General features: G+C 57.4%; 24 protein-coding genes and 4 tRNA genes. 21 read left to right on the top strand and 7 right to left on the bottom strand.

The features are described 5' to 3' along the window. Positions 1-236: 236 nt before the first annotated feature. The 7 genes from dapA to ACHZBF_RS13525 all read left to right on the top strand — a co-directional run bounded on the left by dapA (position 237) and on the right by ACHZBF_RS13525 (position 8,669). Positions 237-1,112 carry a 4-hydroxy-tetrahydrodipicolinate synthase gene (gene dapA, locus ACHZBF_RS13555; protein WP_321528739.1) on the top strand — a complete coding sequence of 292 codons (876 nt, stop codon included), beginning with the start codon at positions 237-239 and terminating at the stop codon, positions 1,110-1,112. 35 nt (positions 1,113-1,147) lie between these two features. After that, positions 1,148-2,305 carry an outer membrane protein assembly factor BamC gene (gene bamC, locus ACHZBF_RS13550; RefSeq protein ID WP_273438103.1) on the top strand — a complete coding sequence of 386 codons (1,158 nt, stop codon included), beginning with the start codon at positions 1,148-1,150 and terminating at the stop codon, positions 2,303-2,305. A gap of 25 nt (positions 2,306-2,330) precedes the next feature. Continuing rightward, complete coding sequence (locus ACHZBF_RS13545) at positions 2,331-3,092, top strand: MBL fold metallo-hydrolase (RefSeq protein WP_321528738.1); 762 nt, start codon at positions 2,331-2,333, stop codon at positions 3,090-3,092. Positions 3,093-3,095: 3 nt separating this feature from the next. Continuing rightward, the gene (locus ACHZBF_RS13540; RefSeq protein ID WP_273438100.1) at positions 3,096-3,512 is read left to right on the top strand and encodes a hypothetical protein; all 417 of its coding nucleotides are present in this window, start codon (positions 3,096-3,098) and stop codon (positions 3,510-3,512) included. A gap of 196 nt (positions 3,513-3,708) precedes the next feature. Beyond that, positions 3,709-7,602, top strand: coding sequence for a phosphoribosylformylglycinamidine synthase (gene purL, locus ACHZBF_RS13535; protein WP_321528737.1), 3,894 nt, complete (start codon positions 3,709-3,711; stop codon positions 7,600-7,602). A 60-nt stretch (positions 7,603-7,662) separates the two neighbouring features. Next, positions 7,663-8,340: an AzlC family ABC transporter permease gene (locus tag ACHZBF_RS13530; protein ID WP_321528736.1), complete on the top strand. Its 678-nt coding sequence runs from the start codon at positions 7,663-7,665 to the stop codon at positions 8,338-8,340. Beyond that, entirely contained in the window at positions 8,337-8,669 is a 333-nt protein-coding gene (locus ACHZBF_RS13525) for a branched-chain amino acid transporter permease (protein ID WP_321528735.1), read from the top strand. The genes ACHZBF_RS13530 and ACHZBF_RS13525 overlap by 4 nt, the downstream gene beginning before the upstream one ends. A 120-nt stretch (positions 8,670-8,789) precedes the next feature. Here the strand turns inward: ACHZBF_RS13525 and ACHZBF_RS13520 are convergent, their stop codons facing one another. Beyond that, on the bottom strand, positions 8,790-9,230 hold the full coding sequence (locus ACHZBF_RS13520; RefSeq protein ID WP_288107550.1) for a universal stress protein: 441 nt from the start codon (positions 9,228-9,230) through the stop codon (positions 8,790-8,792). 168 nt (positions 9,231-9,398) lie between these two features. Between ACHZBF_RS13520 and ACHZBF_RS13515 the strand changes: the two genes are divergently transcribed. The 10 genes from ACHZBF_RS13515 to ACHZBF_RS13470 all read left to right on the top strand — a co-directional run bounded on the left by ACHZBF_RS13515 (position 9,399) and on the right by ACHZBF_RS13470 (position 18,749). Next, positions 9,399-11,537 carry a PhnD/SsuA/transferrin family substrate-binding protein gene (locus ACHZBF_RS13515; protein ID WP_321528734.1) on the top strand — a complete coding sequence of 713 codons (2,139 nt, stop codon included), beginning with the start codon at positions 9,399-9,401 and terminating at the stop codon, positions 11,535-11,537. A 14-nt stretch (positions 11,538-11,551) separates the two neighbouring features. After that, positions 11,552-12,160: a response regulator transcription factor gene (locus ACHZBF_RS13510; protein WP_037374585.1), complete on the top strand. Its 609-nt coding sequence runs from the start codon at positions 11,552-11,554 to the stop codon at positions 12,158-12,160. A gap of 369 nt (positions 12,161-12,529) precedes the next feature. Beyond that, on the top strand, positions 12,530-12,928 hold the full coding sequence (soxX, locus tag ACHZBF_RS13505; RefSeq protein ID WP_288107555.1) for a sulfur oxidation c-type cytochrome SoxX: 399 nt from the start codon (positions 12,530-12,532) through the stop codon (positions 12,926-12,928). Positions 12,929-12,990: 62 nt separating this feature from the next. Next, the gene (soxA, locus tag ACHZBF_RS13500) at positions 12,991-13,818 is read left to right on the top strand and encodes a sulfur oxidation c-type cytochrome SoxA (RefSeq protein ID WP_321528733.1); all 828 of its coding nucleotides are present in this window, start codon (positions 12,991-12,993) and stop codon (positions 13,816-13,818) included. Positions 13,819-13,866: 48 nt separating this feature from the next. After that, positions 13,867-14,199, top strand: coding sequence for a SoxAX-binding protein (locus ACHZBF_RS13495; protein ID WP_273438092.1), 333 nt, complete (start codon positions 13,867-13,869; stop codon positions 14,197-14,199). Positions 14,200-14,226: 27 nt separating this feature from the next. After that, entirely contained in the window at positions 14,227-14,898 is a 672-nt protein-coding gene (locus ACHZBF_RS13490) for a rhodanese-like domain-containing protein (RefSeq protein WP_288106215.1), read from the top strand. Positions 14,899-14,926: 28 nt separating this feature from the next. Then, entirely contained in the window at positions 14,927-15,397 is a 471-nt protein-coding gene (gene soxY / locus ACHZBF_RS13485; protein WP_273438090.1) for a thiosulfate oxidation carrier protein SoxY, read from the top strand. 58 nt (positions 15,398-15,455) lie between these two features. Beyond that, complete coding sequence (gene soxZ, locus ACHZBF_RS13480) at positions 15,456-15,764, top strand: thiosulfate oxidation carrier complex protein SoxZ (RefSeq protein ID WP_321528732.1); 309 nt, start codon at positions 15,456-15,458, stop codon at positions 15,762-15,764. A gap of 120 nt (positions 15,765-15,884) precedes the next feature. After that, complete coding sequence (gene soxB, locus ACHZBF_RS13475; RefSeq protein WP_321528731.1) at positions 15,885-17,660, top strand: thiosulfohydrolase SoxB; 1,776 nt, start codon at positions 15,885-15,887, stop codon at positions 17,658-17,660. A gap of 198 nt (positions 17,661-17,858) precedes the next feature. Next, entirely contained in the window at positions 17,859-18,749 is an 891-nt protein-coding gene (locus tag ACHZBF_RS13470) for a hypothetical protein (RefSeq protein WP_321528730.1), read from the top strand. A gap of 7 nt (positions 18,750-18,756) precedes the next feature. Here the strand turns inward: ACHZBF_RS13470 and folD are convergent, their stop codons facing one another. After that, complete coding sequence (folD, locus tag ACHZBF_RS13465; protein ID WP_321528729.1) at positions 18,757-19,611, bottom strand: bifunctional methylenetetrahydrofolate dehydrogenase/methenyltetrahydrofolate cyclohydrolase FolD; 855 nt, start codon at positions 19,609-19,611, stop codon at positions 18,757-18,759. A 162-nt stretch (positions 19,612-19,773) separates the two neighbouring features. On the opposite strand from folD, the gene ACHZBF_RS13460 reads away from it, so the two are divergent. The 4 genes from ACHZBF_RS13460 (at position 19,774) to ACHZBF_RS13445 (ending at position 20,117) form a co-directional block, all read left to right on the top strand. Next, positions 19,774-19,850 (top strand) — tRNA-Pro (locus ACHZBF_RS13460). A gap of 14 nt (positions 19,851-19,864) precedes the next feature. Next, positions 19,865-19,941: transfer RNA gene (locus ACHZBF_RS13455), tRNA-Arg, on the top strand. A gap of 18 nt (positions 19,942-19,959) precedes the next feature. After that, positions 19,960-20,035 (top strand) — tRNA-His (locus ACHZBF_RS13450). Between the two features lie 6 nt (positions 20,036-20,041). Next, positions 20,042-20,117: transfer RNA gene (locus ACHZBF_RS13445), tRNA-Lys, on the top strand. A gap of 37 nt (positions 20,118-20,154) precedes the next feature. On the opposite strand, the gene ACHZBF_RS13440 is transcribed toward ACHZBF_RS13445, so the two are convergent. The 5 genes from ACHZBF_RS13440 to ACHZBF_RS13420 form a co-directional block, all read right to left on the bottom strand. Then, on the bottom strand, positions 20,155-21,318 hold the full coding sequence (locus tag ACHZBF_RS13440; RefSeq protein WP_335342930.1) for an IS481 family transposase: 1,164 nt from the start codon (positions 21,316-21,318) through the stop codon (positions 20,155-20,157). Positions 21,319-21,585: 267 nt separating this feature from the next. Then, positions 21,586-22,017, bottom strand: a complete 432-nt coding sequence (locus tag ACHZBF_RS13435) for a c-type cytochrome (protein ID WP_321528728.1) — start codon at positions 22,015-22,017, stop codon at positions 21,586-21,588. Between the two features lie 97 nt (positions 22,018-22,114). Next, positions 22,115-22,858: a cytochrome c biogenesis CcdA family protein gene (locus tag ACHZBF_RS13430; protein ID WP_321528727.1), complete on the bottom strand. Its 744-nt coding sequence runs from the start codon at positions 22,856-22,858 to the stop codon at positions 22,115-22,117. A gap of 76 nt (positions 22,859-22,934) precedes the next feature. After that, positions 22,935-23,324, bottom strand: coding sequence for a c-type cytochrome (locus tag ACHZBF_RS13425; protein WP_321528726.1), 390 nt, complete (start codon positions 23,322-23,324; stop codon positions 22,935-22,937). A 5-nt stretch (positions 23,325-23,329) separates the two neighbouring features. Beyond that, positions 23,330-24,253 (bottom strand): DsbA family protein, encoded by a 924-nt coding sequence (locus tag ACHZBF_RS13420; protein ID WP_321528725.1) that lies wholly within the window; start codon positions 24,251-24,253, stop codon positions 23,330-23,332. Positions 24,254-24,257 lie beyond the last annotated feature (4 nt).

Here is a 24,257-nt window from a genome sequence, read left to right as displayed (position 1 = left end):
TCTTGCTTCACTTGGATTTAACTGGGTGGACCGGGAACGAGCGCAAGGTGCGGGACAGGGAGGTGCTTCGGGATAGCCGGGATCGGTTCGCCGAGGAAAATCAAATCGCGATGAATAACAATGACTTGAGCGGGATGAATCGGAGTCGTAAGCCTATTGTCGGTCATCCGCCTTGTCAGCGTCCGAGTCAGCGTTTTAGAATGACCGATTAAGCGGGTTATTTGGAGTTTTTTCACATGTTTCAAGGCAGTATGGTAGCGCTGGTCACCCCGATGCGGGAAGACGGCAGCGTCGATGAGAACAGCCTGCGTGATCTGGTGGAATGGCACGTCGAGCAAGGTACCGATGCCATTGTTGCGGTCGGCACCACCGGTGAGTCCGCCACCCTGGATGAGCGCGAGCATTGTGAAGTTATCCGGCAGATTGTCGAATTTACCGCGAAACGGCTGCCTGTCATTGCCGGCACCGGCGCCAACTCCACCACCGAGGCGATCCAGCTCACCCGCTGTGCCAAGGAAGCGGGCGCCGACGGTTGCCTGCTGGTCACCCCGTACTACAACAAACCGACCCAGGAAGGGCTGTATCAGCACTTCAGAACGGTTGCGCAGGCCGTGGATATCCCGCAACTGTTGTATAACGTACCGGGGCGGACCGCCTGCGACATGCTGCCGGAGACAGTGGGCCGGCTCTCCGCAATTTCCAACATCGTCGGTATCAAGGAGGCGACCGGTGATCTCAGCCGGGTCGCAACCCTGCGTGAGCTTTGTGGCGAGGATTTCGACCTGATTACCGGTGATGATGCCACTTCCCGTGAATTTATTCTGCTTGGTGGTGTCGGAACCATCTCCGTGACCGCCAATATTGCACCGGCTGCAATGCAGCGGATGATCGCGGCAGCGCGTCGGGGTGATGCAGATGAAGCGGCACGCATCGACGCACAGCTGGCCGCTCTGCATCGGGATCTGTTCCTGGAGTCCAATCCGATTCCGGTGAAGTGGGCGCTGGCCGAGATGGGGCGGATCCCCAGGGGTATCCGCCTGCCGCTGACATGGTTCGCCGAGCGCTATCATGACCAGTTGCGTCAATCAATGGTCAACGCGGGTCTCATCTGAAACGCCAGGCATCTGGCAACAAGGTTTTCTACAACATGGCTTTGACAACCCGAAACACGCTGGTCCCACTCCTGGTTACTCTCCTGCTGGCGGGGTGTGGCGCCCTGCCGAACATGGATCAGGTACTGCCTGATCGAAAGGTCGAGTATAAAAAGGCCAAGGATGCCGGTACCAATCTGGAGATCCCGCCGGATCTGACCAAGAGCACGATTAATGATCAGCTGGTCATTCCCGGCTCTTCCGGCGCCGAGGCGACCACCCTGTCGGGACAGCTGGAGCGGGAGCGTATTCGTGGCCGTGTCTCCTCTCGTACCAGTGTGCTGCCGGAGATCGAGCGGATCGAGGTAATGCGCGACGGCAACCAGCGCTGGTTGCGCATTCAGGGTAGTCCGGACGACGTCTGGTACAAAACTGTCGCCTTCTGGCAGGAGAACGGTATCTTGCTGGCCCAGCAGGACCCCACCGTGGGTGTGATGGTGACCGACTGGCTGGAGAACCGGGCCGATATCAAGCGGGACTTCATTACCGAAAAGATTCGCACAGTGTTTGATGGCGCTTACTCGGCGGCGACCCGCGATCAGTACCGGCTGCGCATCGAACCGGGCCTGACCGAGGGGACCACCGAACTCTATCTGACCCATCGCGGTATGGAAGAAAAGTATCTTCTTGATGGCGGCGGTGATCCTGAGCGCACGGTATGGAATCCGCGTCCCACCGATCACGGCCTGGAGGCCGAGATGCTGCGCCGCCTGATGAATTATATGGGGGTAGCGGATCAGCAGTCCCGCACATCTCTGGCCCGGGGTGGTGCTGCCCAGGCCCGTTCACGGCTGGTGCGCAACGGTAACGAGGTGCTGCTGCTGATGGATGAAGAGGTCAACCGCGCCTGGCGTCTCACCGGTGTGGCCCTGGACCGGGTTGGTTTCGCGGTGGAAGACCGGGATCGCACCAAGCTGGTCTACTACGTGCGCTATAACGATCCGCTGAAGGAGGTCGATGAGCCGGGCCTGCTGGGCAAGCTGGCGTTCTGGCGCGATAACGACAAGAACATCGACAAGGAGAGTCAGTATCAGGTCGGTCTGGATGCCGACGGTAACGGTACCCGCGTGGTAGTCAGGGACAAGGAGGGTGTCCAGGACAACTCCGAAACCGCACTGCGTATCCTGACGCTGCTGCATGAACAGATCCAGTAAGGGAGTGGTCGGTTAGGAGAGGTCGGTGCGTTTCGCCTCTCTGGGCAGTGGCAGTCGGGGCAACTCCACCCTGATCGAGTGTGGGGCGACCCGGCTGTTGCTGGATTGCGGTTTTGCCGCCAGGGAGGCCGAGCGGCGTCTCGCGCACCTTGGGGTTGCGCCGGAGAGCCTGACGGCCATTCTGGTGACCCATGAACACCAGGATCATATCAAGGGGGTCGGGCCGCTGGCCCGGCGCCATGGTCTGCCAGTCTGGATTACTCACGGTACTTATCAGCAGGGCCGCTGTGGCGAATTGCCCGATGCCCAACTGATACACAGCCATCAGCCGCCGTTTCAGATCGGTACCGTCACTATACAGCCCTACCCGGTGCCCCATGACGCGCGCGAGCCGGCGCAGTATACCTTCAGCAGTGACGATTCCCGACTGGGAGTATTGACCGACAGTGGCAGCATTACGCCCCATATCCAGCAGATGTTGAGCGGCTGTCATGCACTGCTGCTGGAATTCAATCACGACCAGGCGATGTTGAGTGCCGGGCCTTATCCGCCATCCCTGCAGCGCCGGGTGGGTGGCCGGCTGGGACATCTGAACAATGAACAGGCAGTTTCGCTGCTGGCCGATCTTGATCATGCGCAATTGCGGCACCTGGTGGTGGCGCATGTGAGTGAGCAGAACAACCACCCGGAAAAAGTTCGGGACTCCATCCTTTCCCGGTTGCCACAGCTGGCGTCACGCCTTACCCTGACCTGTCAGTCAGAGGTGAGTCCCTGGTTTGAGGTGTGAGTCATGAGCCTGAAAGCGCAACTGTTTCCCCGTCAATCCCGGTATCTGCCCGGCCAACGCTGGCTCAACGTACTGTTTCGAACCCTGCATCTGGTTGGGTTGGGTGGCCTGGGCGCCGGCTTCCTCTACCCGGCGGCGGATGAGAGTTGGCAACTCTACCTGCAGATCACTCTCGCTTCAGGTCTCTGCCTCTCCCTGATCTCCATCTACTCCAACGGCATCTGGCTGATCCAGTTGCGTGGGCAGGTGGTGCTTCTCAAACTGCTGTTGCTGGTCCTGATGACACCCTTCCCGCAACTGCGGGCCGAGCTGTTTATCTTGATCATTCTGCTCTCCGGCTGGATTGCCCACGCCACTGCCCAGGTGCGCTACTACTCGCTCTATCATCGGCGGCGCATCGAATCGGGGGATCTGCACTGATTCAGCGGCCAAGCGGCTGCGTGCCCTCGTTCCCACGCTCCGCGTGGGAGTGCATGCCCCCTCACGCCTTATTTCCAGGCTCGGCATGGGAACGCACAGCCAATTCGCCCTGGCCTGCGAGGGTCCGATGCGGCATTTTCCGGCGGCTTGGAGTATCATTACCGATTTGATTTTCCGCCCATAGACAAGGTACTCCATGCTCACTCTTCGCGGTGCTCCGGCCCTCTCCGATTTTCGTCAGAACAAACTTGAACGTCGTCTTGCCGAGGCCGTGGGCCGACCACTGGGGATGTATGCCGAGTTTATCCATTTCGCCGAGTTGAGCCAGGCGCTGGATGGCAATGAGCAGGCCATTCTGGATCGTTTGCTGCGTTACGGCCCCCATCTGGCGGAGCATGAACCGGCCGGACAGCTACTGCTGGTGGTGCCGAGACCCGGCACCATATCGCCCTGGTCGACCAAGGCGAGCGATATTGCCCACAACTGCGGCCTGGAGAAGGTGGAGCGACTGGAGCGGGGCACCGCCTACTACCTGACGGCAAAAGACGGCTCAGCCATTTCCGAGCATGAGCTGCAGGCGGCGAAATCGGTGCTGCATGATCGGATGACCGAGGTGGTGTTCGATGAGCTGGAGGAGGCAGTCTGCCTGTTCGCCAAGGCCGAACCCCGACCCTTCACCACGGTCGATGTGGTGAGTGGTGGCAAGCCGGCCCTGGGAGTGGCCAATGGGGAACTGGGGCTGGCGCTGTCAGTAGACGAGATCGAGTATCTGGTAGAGAGTTTCCAGAGCCTGGGGCGCAATCCCACCGATGTGGAACTGATGATGTTCGCCCAGGCCAACTCGGAGCACTGCCGCCACAAGATCTTCAATGCCGACTGGATTATCGATGGTGAGTCGCAGAGCCATTCGCTGTTCAAGATGATCCGCAATACCACCGACCAGTCACCGGACAATGTGCTCTCGGCCTACAAGGACAATGCGGCGGTGATGAGCGGTCATCCGGGTCAACGCTTCCTGACCGAGGCTGACAGCCACCGTTACGGCTACAGCGCCGAACCGATCCATATCCTGATGAAGGTGGAGACCCATAACCATCCGACCGCCATCTCCCCTGACCCCGGGGCGGCCACCGGCTCGGGCGGCGAGATCCGTGACGAGGGGGCCACCGGCAAGGGCTCGAAACCGAAGGCCGGACTGACCGGTTTCTCGGTCTCCAATCTGCGTATCCCCGGTGCCGAGCAGCCGTGGGAAGAGAATTTCGGCAAACCGGAGCGTATTGTCTCCGCCCTGGAGATTATGCTGGAGGGGCCGATCGGCGGTGCTTCTTTCAATAATGAATTCGGCCGCCCCAATCTGTGCGGATACTTCCGTACCTTCGAGGAGCGGGTGGCCGGGCCGGAGGGGCCGGAGCTGCGCGGTTATCACAAACCGATCATGCTGGCCGGCGGTCTGGGCAATATCCGTGAAGAGCATATCGAGAAGCATGATTTTCCGGCCGGGTCACCGCTGGTGGTGCTGGGTGGACCGGCCATGCTGATCGGTCTGGGTGGCGGCGCCGCCTCCTCCATGGCCAGCGGCACCTCGGCCGAGGATCTCGATTTCGCCTCGGTGCAGCGTTCCAATCCCGAGATGGAACGGCGTTGTCAGGAGGTGATCGACCGTTGCTGGGCGCGGGGCGCGGAGAATCCGATCCTGTTTATTCACGATGTGGGGGCTGGCGGCATCTCCAATGCCCTGCCGGAACTGGTGCATGACGCCGGGCGCGGTGGCCGCTTCGAACTGCGCACCGTGCCCAATGATGATCCCGGTATGTCGCCCATGGAGATCTGGTGCAACGAGGCGCAGGAGCGCTACGTGATGGCGATCGACAGTGAGCGCCTGGAGGCGTTCAAGGCGATTTGTGAGCGCGAGCGCTGTCCCTACGCCGTGGTCGGTGAGGCGACCGATGAGGAGCACCTGCTGCTGGGTGATGCCCATTTCGAGAACAACCCTATCGATATCTCCATGCCGCTGCTGTTTGGCAAGCCGCCGCGCATGCTGCGGGATGTGAAACGGCGGCCCTTTAAGAAGCCGGAGCTGGATTTCCAGAGTGTGACGCTGGAAGAGGCGGCGTTGCGTGTGCTGCGCCTGCCGGCGGTGGCGAACAAGACCTTCCTGATCAGTATTGGCGACCGCTCCATTACCGGCCAGGTGGCAAGGGACCAGATGGTCGGTCCCTGGCAAGTGCCGGTGGCCGATCTGGCGGTGACCCTGTCCGACTATGTGGGCTATGCCGGTGAGGCGATGGCAATCGGCGAACGCACGCCGCTGGCGTTGATCGACGCCCCGGCCTCCGGGCGCATGGCGATCGGCGAGGCGATCACCAACCTGGCGGCGACCGCCATCGACAAGATCAGTGATATCAAGCTCTCCGCCAACTGGATGGCCGCAGCCGGTCATGTGGGTGAGGACGCCAACCTTTACGCCACCGTCAAGGCGGTAGGCATGGAACTCTGTCCGGCGCTGGGTATTGCCATTCCCGTGGGCAAGGACTCCATGTCCATGAAGACGGTCTGGCAGCAAGCGGGAGAGGCGCGTGCCGTCACCGCGCCGCTGTCGCTCATCATCAGCGGCTTCGCACCGGTCAGCGATGTCCGCCGCACCCTGACTCCGCAACTGCGCACCGATCAGGGCGACAGTGACCTGATCCTCATCGACCTGGGCAAGGGGTGCAACCGCCTGGGTGCCTCCGCCCTGGCGCAGGTCTATCGCCAGGTGGGACACCAGGGGGCGGACCTGAATGACCCCCATGCCCTGAAACAGTTCTTTGCCACCGTTCAGGATCTCAATCGCGACGGCCTGCTGCTGGCTTATCATGATCGCTCCGACGGCGGCCTGTTTACCACCCTGTGCGAAATGGCCTTTGCCGGTCACACCGGAGTGACGATACATCTGGATGACCTGGTGGAAGATGATCTTGCGGTGTTGTTCAACGAAGAGCTGGGTGCGGTGCTCCAGGTGCGGCACAGTGATACCGATGCCGTACTGAAGCAACTGCACGATGCCGGCCTGGGCCACCACAGTCACCTGATCGGTACCTTGAATGATTCCGATCGCATTGCGATCCGGCGCGGCAGGCAGTCCCTGCTGGAGATGACCCGGGTTGAACTGCAGCAGGCCTGGTCGGAAACCACCCTGGCGATGCAGCAGTTGCGGGACGATCCGGACTGCGCCCGCGAGGAGTTTGAGCGGATCGCCGATGTCACCGACCCCGGGATGCAGGTGACCCTGACCTTCGACCCGGCCGGGGACGTGGCGGCACCGATGATCAACAGCGGCGTCCGCCCTGAAGTGGCGATCCTGCGCGAGCAGGGGGTCAATGGTCAGTTGGAGATGGCCAACGCCTTCCATAAAGCCGGGTTCGACAGCATCGATGTACACATGTCGGATATTCTCTCCGGCCGGGTGTCGCTGGATCGGTTCAAGGGGCTCGTGGCCTGTGGCGGTTTCTCCTACGGCGATGTGCTGGGGGCGGGTGAAGGCTGGGCCAAGTCGGTGCTGTTCAATCCCCGGGCACGCGACCAGTTCCAGGCCTATTTTGAACGTGACGACAGCTTCTCCCTGGGGGTCTGTAACGGCTGTCAGATGCTTTCCAATCTGCATGAACTGATCCCCGGCGCGGAACAATGGCCGCACTTTGTGCGCAACCGCTCGGAGCAGTTCGAGGCCCGCTTTGTCTCTGTTGAGATCAAGGAATCCAGCTCCATTCTGCTGCAGGGCATGGCCGGGTCGGTGTTGCCGATCGCCGTGGCGCACGGTGAAGGTCGGGCTGAATTCCGCGATCAGGATCATCTGGCCGCCGCGCAGGAGCAGGTGGTGATGCAGTATGTGGAGAACAGCGGTGAAGTGGCCACTCGCTACCCGGCCAATCCCAACGGCTCACCCCTGGGGATCACCGGGCTTACCAGCAGGGATGGGCGGGTCACTATCATGATGCCCCATCCCGAACGGGTCATCCGCACGGTACAGAATTCCTGGCATCCTGATGGCTGGGGCGAGGCCGGTCCCTGGATGCGGCTGTTCCGCAATGCCCGTGTCTGGCTGGGTTAAACTGCCCGGAGCCGGCTTGCCGCGCAGCGCTGAACAGCATCGGTTACCGGGGCGCGACTGATGTCCACCGTGGGCGCCGCGTTCCGCGCTTCGGTGCCGGTGATGTTCGGCTATGTCCCGTTGGGCATGGCCTTCGGTATCCTGTTCCAGAATCTGGGCTATGCCTGGTACTACGCTCCGTTGATGGGGCTGACGGTCTATGCCGGTGCCGCCCAGTTCATGGCGGTGGGGCTGTTGGCGGCCCAGGCGTCCCTGTTCGAGGTGGCGCTCTCCACCTTCATTCTCAACTCCCGGCACATGTTCTTCGGTGTGTCGCTGTTGAGTCGCTACCGTGCCCGGGGCCTGAAGAAGCTCTACCTGATCTTCGGGCTGACTGATGAGACTTACTCCCTGATCACCAGCACCCATCCACCGGCAGGGCATGACGAGCAGAATTACTACCTGGCGCTGACCGCGCTGAATCAGGGTTACTGGGTAACCGGTTGTGCGCTGGGCGCCCTGTTCGGGGCCAGCGTGCAGTTTGATACCAGCGGTATGGATTTCGCCCTCACCGCCCTGTTCATGGTGCTGATGCTGGAGCAGTGGAAAAAGCTGCGCGAACCCTATCCCTTTGCCGTTGCCCTGCTCTGCGGTCTGATGGCATTGTGGCTGTTCAGAGAGCAGATGCTGCTGGTCTCGATCGGCCTGTCCATTACCCTGCTGTTGCTGCGCACCCGGATCGGACAGGTGGCATCATGAACGATACCGGCTATCTGCTGCTGGTCTTCCTGGTGATGACCGTCGCCACTTTCATTACCCGGCTGATCCCGTTTGTGGCGTTTCGTGATCGCGGGGATCACCCCCTGCTGATGTACCTCGGTCGCTACATGCCGCCGGCCATCATGACCCTGCTGGTGCTGTACAGCCTGAAATCCCTGGATCTGACCCAGGCGCCCTACGGGATAAACGAACTGCTGGCCCTGCTGCTGACCAGCCTGCTGCATCTGTGGCGCGGCAATGCGCTGCTCAGTATCTTTGCCGGGACGCTGTTCTACATGGCGGCGATTCAATCGGGCTGGTTTGTTTAGACAGGGATCTCCAAATCATTCCCGGATTGCGTTGCACTCCATCCGGGCTACTACTTCGCAAGGGAACCGTAGCATGCGCCAAGCCCAGCGATGCGCATTAACGCTCTGCTTTAAGGGTGCCTAACTGCTTTCCACCCGCACGGCGAGTACGTCACAGGTTGCCTGATGCAGCACGCCGTTGGCGGTGGAGCCCAGCAGCAGCTGCAAGCCATGCCGGCCGTGACTGCCCAGCACGATCAGATCCGCCTTCTGCTCCTCGGCCACCCGGACGATCTCCCGTTTCGGTGTACCGATTTCCACCTGAAAGCCGGCATTGGTCAGGTTGTGCTCTTCAATCATCGCCTGCAGTTTGGTCTCCGCCTGTTTGGCCAGCCGCTGGTCCAGGTCGAGATCTTCCGGGAGGGGGATTTCGCCGGTATACATGGCGCCGGTGTACTCCACCACGTGAATGAGTGTCAGGCGGGCGTTATACAGTTTCTGCAGCTCCATGGCCTTGGCCATGACCGAGTCGAACTCTTTGGAAAAATCCGCTGCCACCAGTATGTGTTGATAATTGGACATTTGCGTGCCTCCTGAGCGCTGTTGTAGTCATTATGGTGCGCGCAGGCTTTTTTTTCCAGACATACCGTAGGGATAACATAACCGACGCGGAGCCACCATTTCGGGCCAGGCTTGCCTGCATCGGGAATATTCCGTAGTCTCAGATCAATACCCTTGAAGGATGTTTCCATGTGGCGTCGGGCGCTGTTGTTATTTCTGTTGCTGCCGCTGATTTCCGGGTCACTCCGGGCCGAGGATCAGTTGATCCGTATCGGGGTGTTGAGTCATCGGGGCAATCAGGTCACTTATGATACCTGGTCACCAACCGCCATCTACCTGAGCCGGGTAGTGCCGGGACATGATTTTGAAATTATACCGCTGGATTTTGCCGAGGTTGACCCCGCCGTCAAGTTCGGGCAGGTGGATTTTATCCTGGTCAATCCCGGTATCTATGTCAATCTGGAGGTGCGCTACCGGATCTCGCGCATTGCCACTCTGAACAACCTGGCGGGTACAAACGCCAACAATGTGTTCGGTGGCGTCATCTTTACCCGCAGTGATCGCAGCGATATCAATACCCTGGACGATCTGAAGGGGAAAAGCCTGATGGCGGTGGATGTCACTTCCCTGGGCGGATTCCAGATGTCCTGGCGGGAGATGCACGCCAGCGGACTTGACCCCTATCGGGACAGCTCATCCTTCTCCTTCGGTGGCATCCACGATGAGGTGGTGCGCGCCGTCAGGGACGGCCGGGTCGAAGTCGGCATGATCCGCACCGATATCCTGGAGCGTATGGCGGCCGCCAATCAGATTGATATTGACGATTTCAAGATCATCAATCCCAAGATCAATCCCGGGTTTCTGCTTAATCGCAGTACCCGGCTCTACCCGGAGTGGCCGTTCAGTAAAGTGCTGCACACTTCCAATGAACTGGCGCAACGGGTTGCTGTCGCCCTGCTCAATATGCCGAATACCCATCCGGCGGCCCGTGTCGGCAACTATGCCGGTTGGACCATTCCGTTGGATTACCAGTCGGTGCATGATCTGCTCAGGGAGTTGCAGTTGCCCCCGTATGAATACTCCGGGCGATTTACCCTGGCGGATGCCATAAAGAAGTATTGGTACTGGTTGCTGGTTGCCCTGGTGTTTCTGGTGTTCATGCTGTTGATGACTACCTGGGTGTCACGCCTTAACCGGGAGTTGAAAAAGGCCAAGTTGCACCTGGAACGGCAGTATGAGCTGATACTGAATTCGGTTGCAGACGGGATTATCGGCGTTGACCTGGACGGTAAAACCACTTTTGCCAACCGGGCGATGAGTCAGATCACCGGCTGGTCGGCCACCGACCTGATTGGCCGCAATCAGCACGATATCCTGCACCATACCCGCGCCGACGGGACGCCGCATCCGGCCGATCAGTGTCCGGTCTACGCTACCTGCAATGACCAGATTCCCCGCTTTGTGGAGGATGATGTTTTCTGGAAGAAAGACGGCAGCAGCTTTCCGGTGGAGTACTCCAGTACCCCGATCAGGAATGAACAGTTCAAAACTGTGGGTAGTGTGGTGGTGTTTCGGGATATCAGTGATCGCAAGCGCATCAGCGAAGAGGCGCGCCAGCACCAGGATGATCTGGCTCATGTGGCCCGGCTCAGCACCATGGGGGAGATGGCTTCCGGAATAGCCCACGAGATCAATCAGCCGTTGACGGCCATCGCCACCAATGCCCATGCCTGTATCCGCATGCTGGAGAGTCATAGTGGCGAGACCGAGCGGGTGATCGACGTAATGGAACGCATCGGTTCCCAGGCCGCCAGGGCTGGCGAGATCATTCGCCACTTGCGGCAGTTTGTAAAAAAAGAGCAGCCTGAACTGAGCCGGATTGACATCAACGAGGTGATCAACGAGGTGATTACCCTGCTACGCACCGAGATCAGAAAGTTCGAGGTGAAAATTGCACTTGATCTGGATGAGCGGATAGGCAAGGTGATGGCGCTGCATGTGCAGATTGATCAGGTGATACTGAATCTGGCCAGAAATGCGATTGAGGCAATGGCCGATATCCAGGAGGGGACACGGTTATTGAGCATTGCCACGAGCAATCAACCGGATGATTATGTCAGGGTCACGATTACCGATACCGGCCCCGGACTGGATCCGGCAGTGGCTGATCAGCTGTTCAATCCCTTTGTTACCACCAAGCCCAGCGGCATGGGGCTCGGCCTCTCCATCAGTCAGGGTATTATCGAGGCGCACAAGGGGCGGATTTTTGTTGAACCCGGAGAGGGTCGTGGTGCGCGCTTTGTCTTCCTGCTGCCCACATCCCCATAAAACGAGACAGAAGCATGAGTGAGAGTACAGTCTTTATTATTGATGATGATCGGGAAGTGCGCGAGGCGCTCCAGTTGTTGATGGAGTCGGTCGGCCTCGATGTGACATCATTTGATTCGGCCAATGCCTATCTGGAGCAGTTCGACGCTGCCAGACCCGGCTGTATTATTCTGGATGTGCGCATGCCGGGCATGAGTGGTCTGGATCTGCAGAACCTGCTGCTGGAGAAGCCGCTCTGTCCGCCGATTATCATCATTACCGGGCATGGTGATGTGCCGATGGCGGTGCGGGCGGTGCAGGCCGGTGCGGTGGATTTTATCCAGAAGCCGTTCAATGACCAGGCGTTGCTCGACAGTGTGCACCGGGCGTTGGCGCATGATGCCCGACAACGGGGCGAGGCCTCCCATATTGCCGAGATTAAACAGAAACTGTCCCGCCTGACTCCCCGTGAACGGGAAGTGCTTGAACTGGTGGTGCAGGGCTTGCGCAATAAACTGATTGCTTCGGAGCTTTCGGTCAGTCAGTCCACGGTTGAAGCTCATCGGGCCAAGGTGATGGAGAAGATGGAGGCGAAGACTCTGTCCGATCTGATGCGCATGATGTTGACCCTGGAATCCCAGTAGGTGCATTTTCTATTTCCCTGTTTTTTATATTGAAGCAGTTCCGTACGCCGGAGCCTGCGGGTTGCCTGTTGGTGCCTGTAGGTAGTTGCCGGGGCGGGTTAAGGAAAACCCCAATAACCGCTGCTGTATGTTCCAATTTTCATCATGCCAGCCACTTTCCATAATCAGGTACGTCTGAAAATTCGCCAAGGTATCCGCTTCTGGTCGCAACCCTGCCGGCCGAATCGGACCACCTACTAAAGCAATAAACCGGCGAAATGACGACATAACTGACCTCTTGTCCGATAAACGAACGTGCAGGGATGCGCACAGGCTGACGTTCAGCTATTGGACAGGCGGTCACCCTTCAGCATTCCGTAGGAGGAGATGATGAAAAAAACCATCAGGCTGGTTTCAACGCTGGTCATCATAACGTCGGCGACCTGGTTGACAGGCTGTACCGGCACACCCACAACAAAAGAAGAACCGAAAGCGATGGCGCCCCAGGTTGATCCCGCAATTATTGCCGAAGGCAAGGCGATCACCATGGGACGCACCAAGGGCAACTGTCTCGCCTGCCACATGATCGAAGACGGCGAATCGCCCGGTAATATCGGGCCACCGCTGCTGGCGATGAAGGCACGCTATCCCGACAAGGCCAAGCTGCGTGCGCAGATCTGGGACCCCACGGCGGTCAATCCGGAGTCGGCGATGGTTCCTTTCGGCCGCATGCAGGTTCTGACAGAGGATGAGATCGATAAGATCGTCGAGTATATCTGGACCCTCTGAGGCAACGGTGCTGCACAACCGCGACTGATTATTTTTGGTTTAGGGTTTTGGGAAGAGAGACTATGAAAAAAATACTGATTACTCTGGCGATACTGGCGGTCAGCGCCGTTACCGCCCAGGCGGGACCGGAAGAGGACCGCACGGCGTTCATCAAACACTACGAGGCCAGATTCCCCTCGGTGCCAAGGGAAGAGTATGTGAACGGTGCCTATGCAATCGATCCCATCGGGCGTGAGAACTGGGAGGCAATCGAGGAGTTCCCTCCTTATGAGCCGTTTATTGATGCCGGCCAGGCGATGTGGGAAAAATCCTTCGCCAACGGCAAGGGTTACAAGGACTGTTTTCCGGATGGTCCGGCGATCGCCCACAAGTACCCGCACTGGGATAAGGAAAAGGGCATGGTTATGACCCTGCCATTGGCGCTGAATGAGTGCTTGAAGGCCAATGGAGAGAAGCCGCTCAAGTACAAGAAGGGGCCGATAAACAACATTCTCTCCTATATCGCCTTCCAGTCCCGCGGCAAGGTGATCAATGTGGTAGTGCCGGAGGACGATCCCCGTGCCATGGCCGCTTATGAAGAGGGCAAAAAGTTCTATTTCACCCGCCGCGGTCAACTGAATTTCTCCTGCGCCAGCTGCCATGTGCAGAATACCGGCCTCAAGGTGCGTACTGAAATTCTCAGCCCCTCGGTGGGGCATGTCACTCACTGGCCGGTGTATCGTTCCAAGTGGGGGACCGTGGGTACGCTGCACCGTCGCTTCTCCGGCTGCAACAACAACATCCGCGCCAAGGCATTGAAGGCTCAGGGTGAGGAGTATCGCAACCTGGAGTATTTCCTCAGCTACCTGAGCAACGGTCTGGAACTGAATGGGCCGGGCGCTCGCAAGTAAGCGATCACTGTTATTTGCAATCAGGTAAAAAAGAAATTGGAGAGGAATATGAAAACCAAATATTTAATCATCATGCTGATGCTGGCGTTCAGCCTGTTGGCCGGCAGCACGGCCGCACTGGCGGGGGATATGAAGGCAGATGCGGCGACAGCCACAGACGCCATCGCCAAGGCCGAGGCCGCACGCAAGAAAGCGGCATCCGTGAATGGCGAGTGGCGCGATACGGGTAAATTCATCAAACAGGCCGAAGAGGCCGCCAAGGCCGGTGATTACGCCAAGGCCGTAAAACTGGCTAACAAGGCCGAAGCGGAAGGCCGGCTTGGCTATGAACAGCAAGTCTCACAAAGCGAACTCAAAATACCCTCCTATCTGAAGTACTGATACGGATCAAATCGAAGGAGAGACATAATGAAATATGGCAAGGTACTGATTACCCTGGCCCTCGTTGGGAGTGTGGCCCTGTCCGGCCTGGCGCTGGCCGGCCCAAAGGCCAAGATAACCCCGGGAATGGAGTCGCTGGATGTGATGCACAACGGCCAGATGGTGACCATCCGGCGCATTGATGACAAGGAAGCCAAGATACCGGACGCCTACAATCACCCCTCGCGTCACTGCCCTCCCTTCTGCATCCAGCCGATGCAGATTATTCCGGGAGTGGATACGGTCGGTGAACTGGATGTACTGGGTGTTTTAAAGCGCATCAGCAATGGCGATCGTTCGGTCATGCTGGTGGATTCACGCACCCCGGACTGGGCCCAGCGCGGCACTATACCCGGTGCAGTCAATATCCCCTGGGACAAGATCAATATTGATGTGGCAGGCAACTTTGAAATTGAAGCGGAAGCCGAGACCCTGCAGGATATTCTGGTAAACAGCTTTGGTGTGCAGATGGTGGATGGCAAGTGGGATTTCCGCAGTGCCAAGACCCTGGTGCTGTTTTGCAACGGCATCTGGTGTCCCCAGTCATCGGTGAATATCAAAACCCTGACCAAGATGGGTTACCCCGCTTACAAACTGAAATGGTATCGCGGTGGCATGCAGGACTGGGTCAGCGTCGGACTGACCACGGTCAAGCCCTGAACAGAAGCATAACGACTAGGAAACAGCTATGAATGAATTACGCAGACTGATTATCAAGGGTTCAGTGGCCGCCGGTACACTGGGTGTCGCCGTGGGTGCCGGACTGTTGGTGCCGGGCCGTGTACTGGCCGCCTGGCCGGACAAGGCATTTGGCCAGAAGAAGATGGAAGATGCGCTCAGCACTCTCCTGGGGTCAGCAGAGATGACGGAGAGTGCGGAGATCAGCATCAAGGCACCGGAGATTGCCGAGAACGGCGCGGTGGTCCCGGTTACCGTTACTGTGGCGATGGCCGGCGTGGAGTCGATCACTATCGCCGCACCCAACAATCCGGCGCCGCTGGTGGCCAGTTTTGATCTGGCCGATGGTGCCCACGGTTACGCTTCGACCCGTATCAAGATGGGCAAGAGTGGTGATGTGATTGCGGTGGTCAAGGCCGATGGCAAGCTCTATACCGCGAAAAAGGGTGTCAAGGTGACGATCGGCGGCTGTGGTGGCTAAGCCCGGCAGGACGCATATCGGAACAGAACAGCAGACAGCATATTTTGAGGTATAGATCATGGCAACAATCAAGATTCGCGCGAAAGAGAAGGACGGGGTAACCACCGTCAAGGCACTGATGACCCATCCCATGGAATCCGGTTTCCGCAAGGATTCCAAGAGTGGCGGGATGATTCCGGCGCACTACATACAGGAAGTGGTGTGCGAGGTGGGCGGCAAGATGGTGATGAATGCCCACTGGAGTGGAGGTGTCTCCAAAAACCCCTATCTCTCCTTCAAGTTTGACGGCGGCAAGGGTGAAACCCTGAAGCTCACCTGGACCGACAATCAGGGCAAGAGCGACAGCGTCGAAGAGGCCATCGGCTAGGCTGGCGCGTTTGGGAGGTAACGACACCCTCGTCCCCGGTGGGGCGGGGGTGGTACGACATAATAACGAAACAGGCCGGTCAGAAGTGCTGGCCGAAGCCTGACAGAAGGTTGATCTGACATGAGCATATCCAGAAGAGAGTTCCTGCGCCTGATGGGGATGGCGGGCGCGGCAGGCCTGTTGCCGGGTTCGCTTCGAGCGGCCAACCAACGGCCCGCCGATATCTACGAGATTCCCCGCTTCGGCAATGTCTGCCTGATGCACATGACCGATTGCCATGCCCAGCTCAACCCCATCTATTTCCGCGAACCCAATGTCAATCTGGGTGTGGGTGGCGCACTGGGTCGGGCGCCGCACCTGGTGGGCAGCGCCCTGCTGAAGCATTTCGGTATTGCTGCGGACAGTCAGGCAGCCCACGCCTTCAGCTATCTGGACTATGATGCCGCCGCCAGGACCTACGGCAAGGTCGGCGGGTTCGCCCATCTGGCTACCCTGGTCAAACGCCTGCGAGCGGAACGGGGCGATGGCAATTCGCTGCTGCTGGATGGTGGTGATACCTGGCAGGGCTCCGGCACCGCCTACTGGACCCGGGGCAAGGATATGGTCGAAGCGTGCAATCGATTGGGCGTGGATATCATGACCGGGCATTGGGAGTTCACCTATCAGGACAGCGAAGTCATTGAGAATATCGGTGCCTTCAAGGGTGAGTTCGTGGCGCAGAATGTGAAAGTGACCGAAGAGGCGCTGTTCGACTACAAGTTCAGTGATTTTGACGGCTTTAATGAAGATGCCGGACTTGCCTTCAAGCCCTACACCATGCGTAGCGTGAACGGGGTGCGGGTGGCGGTGATCGGCCAGGCCTTCCCCTATACCCCGATCGCCAACCCGAGCCGCTTCATCCCGGACTGGACCTTCGGCATTCGTGATGAACAGATGCAGGCAATGGTGGACAGGGTACGTGCCAACGAGAAACCGGACCTGGTGGTGGTGCTGTCGCACAACGGCATGGACGTGGATATGAAGATGGCCGGCCAGGTCACCGGCATCGACGTCATCTTCGGCGGTCATACCCATGACGGTATGCCGGCACCGACGGTGGTGGAGAATGCTTCCGGCAAGACCCTGGTGACCAATGCCGGTTCCAACGGCAAGTTCCTCGGGGTGATGGATCTGGACGTGCGCAACGGCAAATTGCAGGGTTATCAATACCGGCTGCTGCCGGTATTTTCCAATCTGCTGGCGGCCGATGCGCAGATGCAGGCCTATATTGACGAGGTACGTGCGCCTTACCTGGCCAAGCTGCAGGAGCCACTGGCGGTTGCCGAGGAGACCCTGTATCGCCGGGGCAATTTCAACGGCACCTTTGATCAGGTGATCTGCGATGCTCTGCTCAAGGTCAATGATGCGCAAATCTCACTCTCTCCCGGTTTCCGCTGGGGCACCACGGTGATCCCCGGGCAGACCATCACCATGGAACATGTGATGGATCAGACCTGTATCACCTATCCGGAGACCTATCGTCGGGAGATGAGCGGCGCCGACATCAAGGCGATCCTGGAGGATGTGTGCGACAACCTGTTCAATCCCGATCCCTATTTTCAGCAGGGCGGTGATATGGTGCGCCTGGGTGGCCTGGACTATGTGTGTGATCCCAACCAGTCATTCGGCAAGCGCATCAGCGGCATGACCCTGGATAATGGCACTGCCATCGAGGCGGGCAAGCAGTACATGGTCGCCGGTTGGGCCACCGTGGGCAGCCAGTCGCCCGGCAGGCCGATCTGGGACGTGGTGGCAGACTACCTGCGGGACCGGAAACAGGTGAAGATCGACAAGCTCAACACGCCGAAACTGGTCGGCATGGCGGGCAACCCGGGGCTGGCCGACTATCCCTCCTGAACGGTCCAAACATGCAGTCCCGGGTCAGGCTGGATGGGTAGGTCGGGTTAGCCGCCAGGCGTAACCCGACGTTGATGAACAGATAAACCGGTTTGGATCAAACTCCGATCCTGCAGAGTGGTGGGCCTGACATGGAACCGGGCCGTGCCTTTCGCGTAAGATGGCCGTATATGTGACGGGCACAGGCCGACAGAGACTATGACCAAACCGGTTTTCCGACAACTCGCCATCACCCTAATGTTGTTACTGCTGATGGTCCTGATTCAGGAGGGCTCCCTCGACCGGATCGGCCATGAGCAGACCGAGGCCGGTTTCAAGCGGGCGCTGCTGGTATTTGCCGTCAGCCGGGGGTTGAACGGGGTGATTTCGGTGGCCCAGGGCACCGAGGTGGCGGTGGAGCCGGTGGGGATCGGCCTGAACTTCAAGCCGGGTGAGATACTGGACCCGATCAACGACCTGGTGGAGCGCTTCTCCTGGGTCATGCTGGCCAGCAGCGCCTCGTTCGGCATCCAGCGGGTCCTGCTGGATGTAATGGCTTCACCCTGGCTGACCTATACCACGGTTGGTGCCGTTCTGGCGCTGCTGTTGGTGATCTGGCAGCCCGGCGGGCGGCGCCTCGGCGCTTTGGGCAGGCTGGTGTGCCGTCTGGCGCTCGTCCTGCTGATCCTGCGTTTTTCCATCATCCTGATCGCCATTGGCGGCGAGCGTTTCTACCAGGCGTTTCTGGAACCGCAGTACAGTGAGTCGCGCGAACAGCTGGAGCGGGCGGCGGGCAATCTCGGTGAAGTGAACAGTGAGCTGCAGCCCAATCTGCCGCAAGCGGAGGATGAATCGCTGCTGGACCAGGCCAGGCGGGTCTACAATTCAGCTGCCAAGGCGGTGGATGTGGATGCACGCATGGCCGCGTTCAGCCGGGCGGCCGCCGATATCAGTGAGCACGCCATCAATATGATCGTGGTATTCCTGATGCAGACGGTGTTGTTCCCGCTGGTCTCGCTCTGGTTGCTCTGGCAACTGCTGAAGCGGGTGCTGCGTGCCCGCTTGAAGTGGCTGAGGCACGGCCTGCCGGAGACCGGGGCCGCGCCCTGACAGTCCATCAACTGCCGTGCAACTCACGCGCCTGTAGTGTGTTCTCCAGCAGCGTTGCTACCGTCATCGGGCCAACGCCACCGGGCACAGGGGTGATCCAGGCCGCCTTCTTGCTGGCACCGGCGTACTCCACGTCACCGCACAGGGTGCCGTCTTCCAGGCGGTTGATGCCCACATCGATCACCAGCGCGCCCGGTTTGATCCATGCACCCTTGACGAAGTTGGGCCGACCGACCGCCGCCACCACAATATCGGCCTGGGCGATTTTTTCCGGCAGATCCTTGGTGCGGCTGTGGCAGACCGTGATGGTACAGCGGGCTGCCAGCAGTTCCAGCGCCATCGGGCGTCCGACGATATTGGATTGGCCGATAATCACCGCATCCAGCCCCTCCAGCTTCTGCCCGGTACGCTCCAGCATGGTCATCACCCCCTTGGGAGTGCAGGGACGCATGATCGGCATGCGCAGCGCCAGCCGGCCGACGTTGTAGGGGTGGAAACCGTCTACATCCTTGGTGGGCAGGATGCGCTCGGTGACCGTCTCCTCGTCGATCTGTGCGGGCAGGGGCAGCTGAACCAGGATCCCGTCCACATCCTCGCGTCCGTTCAGCTCATCGATATGGGCGATCAGTTCCGCCTCGGTGGTATCAGCCGGCAGGCGGCGCAGTTCGGAAAGAAAGCCCACCTCCTCGCAGGAACGCTGTTTGTTTCTCACATAGACCTGGGAGGCGGGGTCCTCGCCTACCAGAATCACCACCAGCCCCGGCGGACGTTCGCCAGCCTCGGTCATGCGGGATACCTGGGCCTTGATGTCGCTGCGCAGATCAGCGGCGATGGCCTTGCCGTCAAGGATATTTGCACTCATGGGGGAGATTCCACTACAGTTTCAATAGAAGGGGCGCATGATAGCGCGAATGCCTGCATATTTCACCGCACAGCCGTCCGCGTGGGGGAAATTTTTCGTTGACTCGATGGAGTTGGCTGCGTATCATTCCGGCCTCTCGCAAAGAGGCGGGGGTCCGGTTATCGGGGTATAGCGCAGTCTGGTAGCGCGCCTGCTTTGGGAGCAGGATGTCGGGAGTTCGAATCTCTCTACCCCGACCAATTTTATCGATCATGCGCCCGTAGCTCACTCGGATAGAGCATCGGCCTTCTAAGCCGAGGGTAGCAGGTTCGAATCCTGCCGGGCGTGCCAGGTTCTTTACAGTTTATGGTGGGCGTAGCTCAGTTGGTAGAGTCCCGGATTGTGATTCCGGTTGTCGTGGGTTCGAGCCCCATCGTCCACCCCATAAATTGGGCCATTAGCTCAGCTGGTAGAGCAGTGGACTCTTAATCCATTGGTCGTAGGTTCGAATCCTACATGGCCCACCAAGTGGTAAAGGTGTGTACCGAGCACATAGGTCACACTTTATACCGGAGAGATAGGTAACACTTCGGTCAAGAAAGGGTTGGGCGCTGGCTCAACCCTTTCTTCGTTTTCATCAAAAAATCCTAAGTCATATTTCATAAAGCTGACAAGCCAAATTTTGTCACTGACCTCGCGAATACCCACATATTGACCGGCGAACACCGTACTGAGATTAATTTTTCGGCGGCCGATGCAGATACGTCCGCACTTCGTGATTTTTACGGTGCGATCATGAAAAGGGTATTCAGGTACTTCGGGAACGCGATATTCACGGGTGGAAGGTGTATACAGCTCACCGGGGTACTTCATGCCCAGTGCCTGGTGGGGGCGCTGGTTATTGTAGACCTCTAAAAATTGGTCAAATCGTTCTTGCTGCTGAAGAAAATTGAACGCAGGCGGCTTTGTGGCCTCCTTCTTCAGTGTTAAATGCATGCGCTCATGCCGCCCGTTCTGCTGCGGTTGTCCCGGCTGAATCCGCTCGATAGCGATGCCCAGGCGCAACCACCAGACGGAGAGTCGGCTCAGACCAAAAAGCGCATTGGGCGAGGCGAAAGGCACGCCGTTATCGGTGCGGATAGCCTGCGGTAAGCCAAATTGTTTAAAGGTCCGCTCAAAGACAGGAAAAGCGCCTACTTCCTTGGTGGACTCCAAGCCTTCACAGGATAGTAGATATCGTGAGGCGTAATCCGTCATGGTTAGCGGATAGCAATAACAGCGATTGCCTAACAGGAATTCGCCCTTGAAATCGGCACACCAGAGTCCATTGGGGGTTTGACTGTCACGTAGCGAGGTGCCTTGAGCCTTTGGGTGGTGCCGTTTTCTGCGTGTGACCAGGCCGTGTCGATCAAGCACGGCATGGACCGTACTCTTGGCTGGCGGCCGAATCATTGGATAAAGGCGAATCAGTTTCTCGCGGATTTTAGGTGCGCCCCAACTCTTATGTTCCGTCTTGATCTTGAGAATGGCGCGTTCAATTTGGAAGGGTAATTTATTGGCATGCCGATAGGGGCGTTTGCTTTGGTCCTCCAGCCCTGCTAATCCTTCATTTTTATAGCGATTGAATAGCTTATAACCTGTTTTACGGGAAATGCCGAACTCCCGGCAAAGGGGAGCCATTTTTTCACCGTCAAGCAGACGGGCAACAAATCTAAGGCGTTCTTCCATACGGTTACACTCTTTCCAGGGCATTTGAGATTCCTCCCAAATACCGTCATGTGTAACCTATGTCTCCGGTATCGTCTGTAACCTATGTGTCAGGTAGCACAAAACGAAGCCCGGACCCAGCGTCCGGGTTTTTCGTTTTCAGATAACGCATTCGAACCTACGACTTCAAACAGGCCTGGTTCGACAGCGCAGCCGCCGAGACATCCTGCATGGCCAGTTAATGAAATCAGGTGCTTACCCAAGATTTCCAACTTGGGAGAGGAGTGTCTACATTCGATGCGATTTGTAAACTATCCCATTAGCTTCTTGCAGTTCGCGCACATAAGCGATGATATAAGATACTTCGCGTTTCGATATTTCAGGTCGGGGTGGCATATTGCCATATGGCCAATGGTGTTGTTTGACGCCTTGCAATGTCGCGCGATAGAACGCCTCGTCAGCATGATGTCCGGGGTTATAAATGTCGTGGACCAGGGGCGGACCATTTTTGGTACCGCTGGCATTGTCACCATGACAGGAGATGCAACTTTTGTCGTAATATTTCTCGCCTTTAACCGCCGTGGTAGTCAGTTCGGGTACCGTTACAGCTACAGTAGCGTCATTTTCGCCAGGTCCCATGACTTTGGAGGCAATAACCGCCGCACCTCCTACCAGAGCTGAACCGATAACGACAATTTGTATGATCTCAGTGGTTTTCATATGCAATACACTCTGTATTAAGGTTAAAAATAGATCGAATTTGCAATTAAACAGATAGGCGGTGTTTATCGATCTGGATCAGAAATAAAAGGTGTTATCAACCCACACTGCTAAACCAGGGAATTGTCTTTAGCAGCCAAAATGAGAAGCGACTTAAATACCCTGTAATCATCGCGATTCCCATGATGATCAGGATGATTCCGGCGATGCGGTGAATAAGTGGACCGCGTTTCCGAAACTTTTTCGCGTGACGAAGAAATTGGTCGGTAAACAGTGCGGCCATGATGAAAGGAACGCCAAGCCCCAGTGAATAAATCGCCAACAAGCCGATACCGTTATTGATAACGCCGGATGTTGCACTAACAGTGAGTATGGCGCCAAGAATCGGGCCTATGCAGGGCGTCCAACCAAAGGCAAAGGCAAGTCCTAATAGATACGATGACAGCGCTTTACCTCCGGGTAATTCGCTGTGTACACGTATGTCGCGTTGCAGAAAAGACGATTTAAGCAGCCCCGTCATGAATAGGCCAAAAATTATAATAACAATGCCGCCAACAATATTGGCTTCATATTTGTAACTGAGCAGCAGTTGGCCCAGTGCGGTTGCACTTGCGCCAAAGGCAATAAACACCGTGGAAAAACCCAGGATAAAGGAGAGACTCAAACCGACTATGATCAGCGTCTCTTTAGAATTGGCGCCACTCTTTCTGATCTCGTCGAGTGATTGACCACCTATATAAGAAAGGTAACCAGGGACCAGGGGCAGTACACATGGTGAAAGAAAAGAGACAAGTCCCGCTCCAAAGGCAGAGATGACGCTTATGCCTGAAAGTTCAAACACGGTGCGGCCCTGACAGGCTGGGTTTTGGATTGCGATGCGTTGTCATATCGTTAGGCATTCCAGGTTGTTCATAGGATTATCTGGTGATCCCCGCCTTTGACTGCTCTTGTCTGATATAGGCAATAACATGGGCAGTTTGTTCAGGTGTTATCTGGGGTACGGCGGGCATATCACCAAATCCCCAGTGATGCTGTCTTACGCCATCGCGGACCGCCATATGGAATGCAAAGTCCGCATGGTGGGCGGGACGATAGACGTTATTGACAAGCGGAGGTCCTTGTTCAGTACCTTGGGCATCGTTCCCATGGCATGAAGAGCAATTGGTTACAAACAGTGCTCCGCCTTGCGCCGCATCACCGACAAAGCCTTCGGGCGGCAAATGAAGCGCCGCGCGACGTGCCGCGGGATCGGGTGCTTCACACGCAGTCAGAAAAATAACAAGACTGAAAAGCAGGTACTTTTTCATGCCTGTTATTCCCCTCTTGATGGAGGGGCTTTACTTTTGAGAAGTTCATCAACAATGCGTTGCAGCCGCGGGACAGGAAGTGCACCAGCAGCGACAACCACTTGTCCCGTTTTGTTGTTCACAAAGATATTACCGGGTGTACCACTGATACCTGACAAAACACCATTCTCATAATCACGCTGTACCCGTTCACGCATTTCGTCGCTTTCCAGACATTGTTTGAACTGCTTTTCATCGAGTCCAATTTCCACTGCAAGCGGCACAAGCTTGTGGATAGGGAAGCCATTACCGTTAGATGTTGTTCGGGCATAAATGAGGTCAGAGTAACGCCAGAAAGCCTCATCACCGCCCAACTTGGCGGCGCACTCGGCCGCTTCGGCCTGTTTCTGTGCCCCTGGATTGTGGAAATCCAGAGGAAAGTGTCGATAAACCCAGTTCACCTTGCCGTCATTGTTATCCACAAGTTGTGTGGCGGACTGGTGGAAGCGTTTACAGAAAGGGCATTCAAAATCGGAGTATTCGACTAGACTGATAGTGGCTTCCGGATTGCCTCGTATGTGATCGTCGCCAGGCGAAACCGCTCGCATATTCTTCGCTTGACGAGAACTGGCCGACTCCTGCTGTTTCCTTGCTAAAGCCTGTTGTTTATTTATAAAGTTGACGATTCCACGCTCAATGGCTTTATCAAGAATACCCTCTTGATTAATTAACCTATCCAGTTCAGTTCTTACTTCATTAGCAATAGCTTCTCTGTCTGTCGCTGATAGATTTGATTCTGCTTGAGCGGAAGAAAAAGCAGCGGAAAACACTATAGCCAAGAAAAAGAAGAGATATGGCTGCAGGCGTTTCGTGGTAGTTGGATGTGCCATGTATTTTGTGTCCAGGTGGTTGGTTGATAAACAGTGTTGTAAAGAGAAATTATTTTTCATCCAA

The sequence above is a fragment of the Sedimenticola selenatireducens genome, from assembly GCF_963675335.2.
In the GTDB taxonomy this organism is placed as follows: domain Bacteria; phylum Pseudomonadota; class Gammaproteobacteria; order Chromatiales; family Chromatiaceae; genus Sedimenticola; species Sedimenticola selenatireducens.
This window is presented reverse-complemented; position numbering and strand designations above follow the sequence as displayed.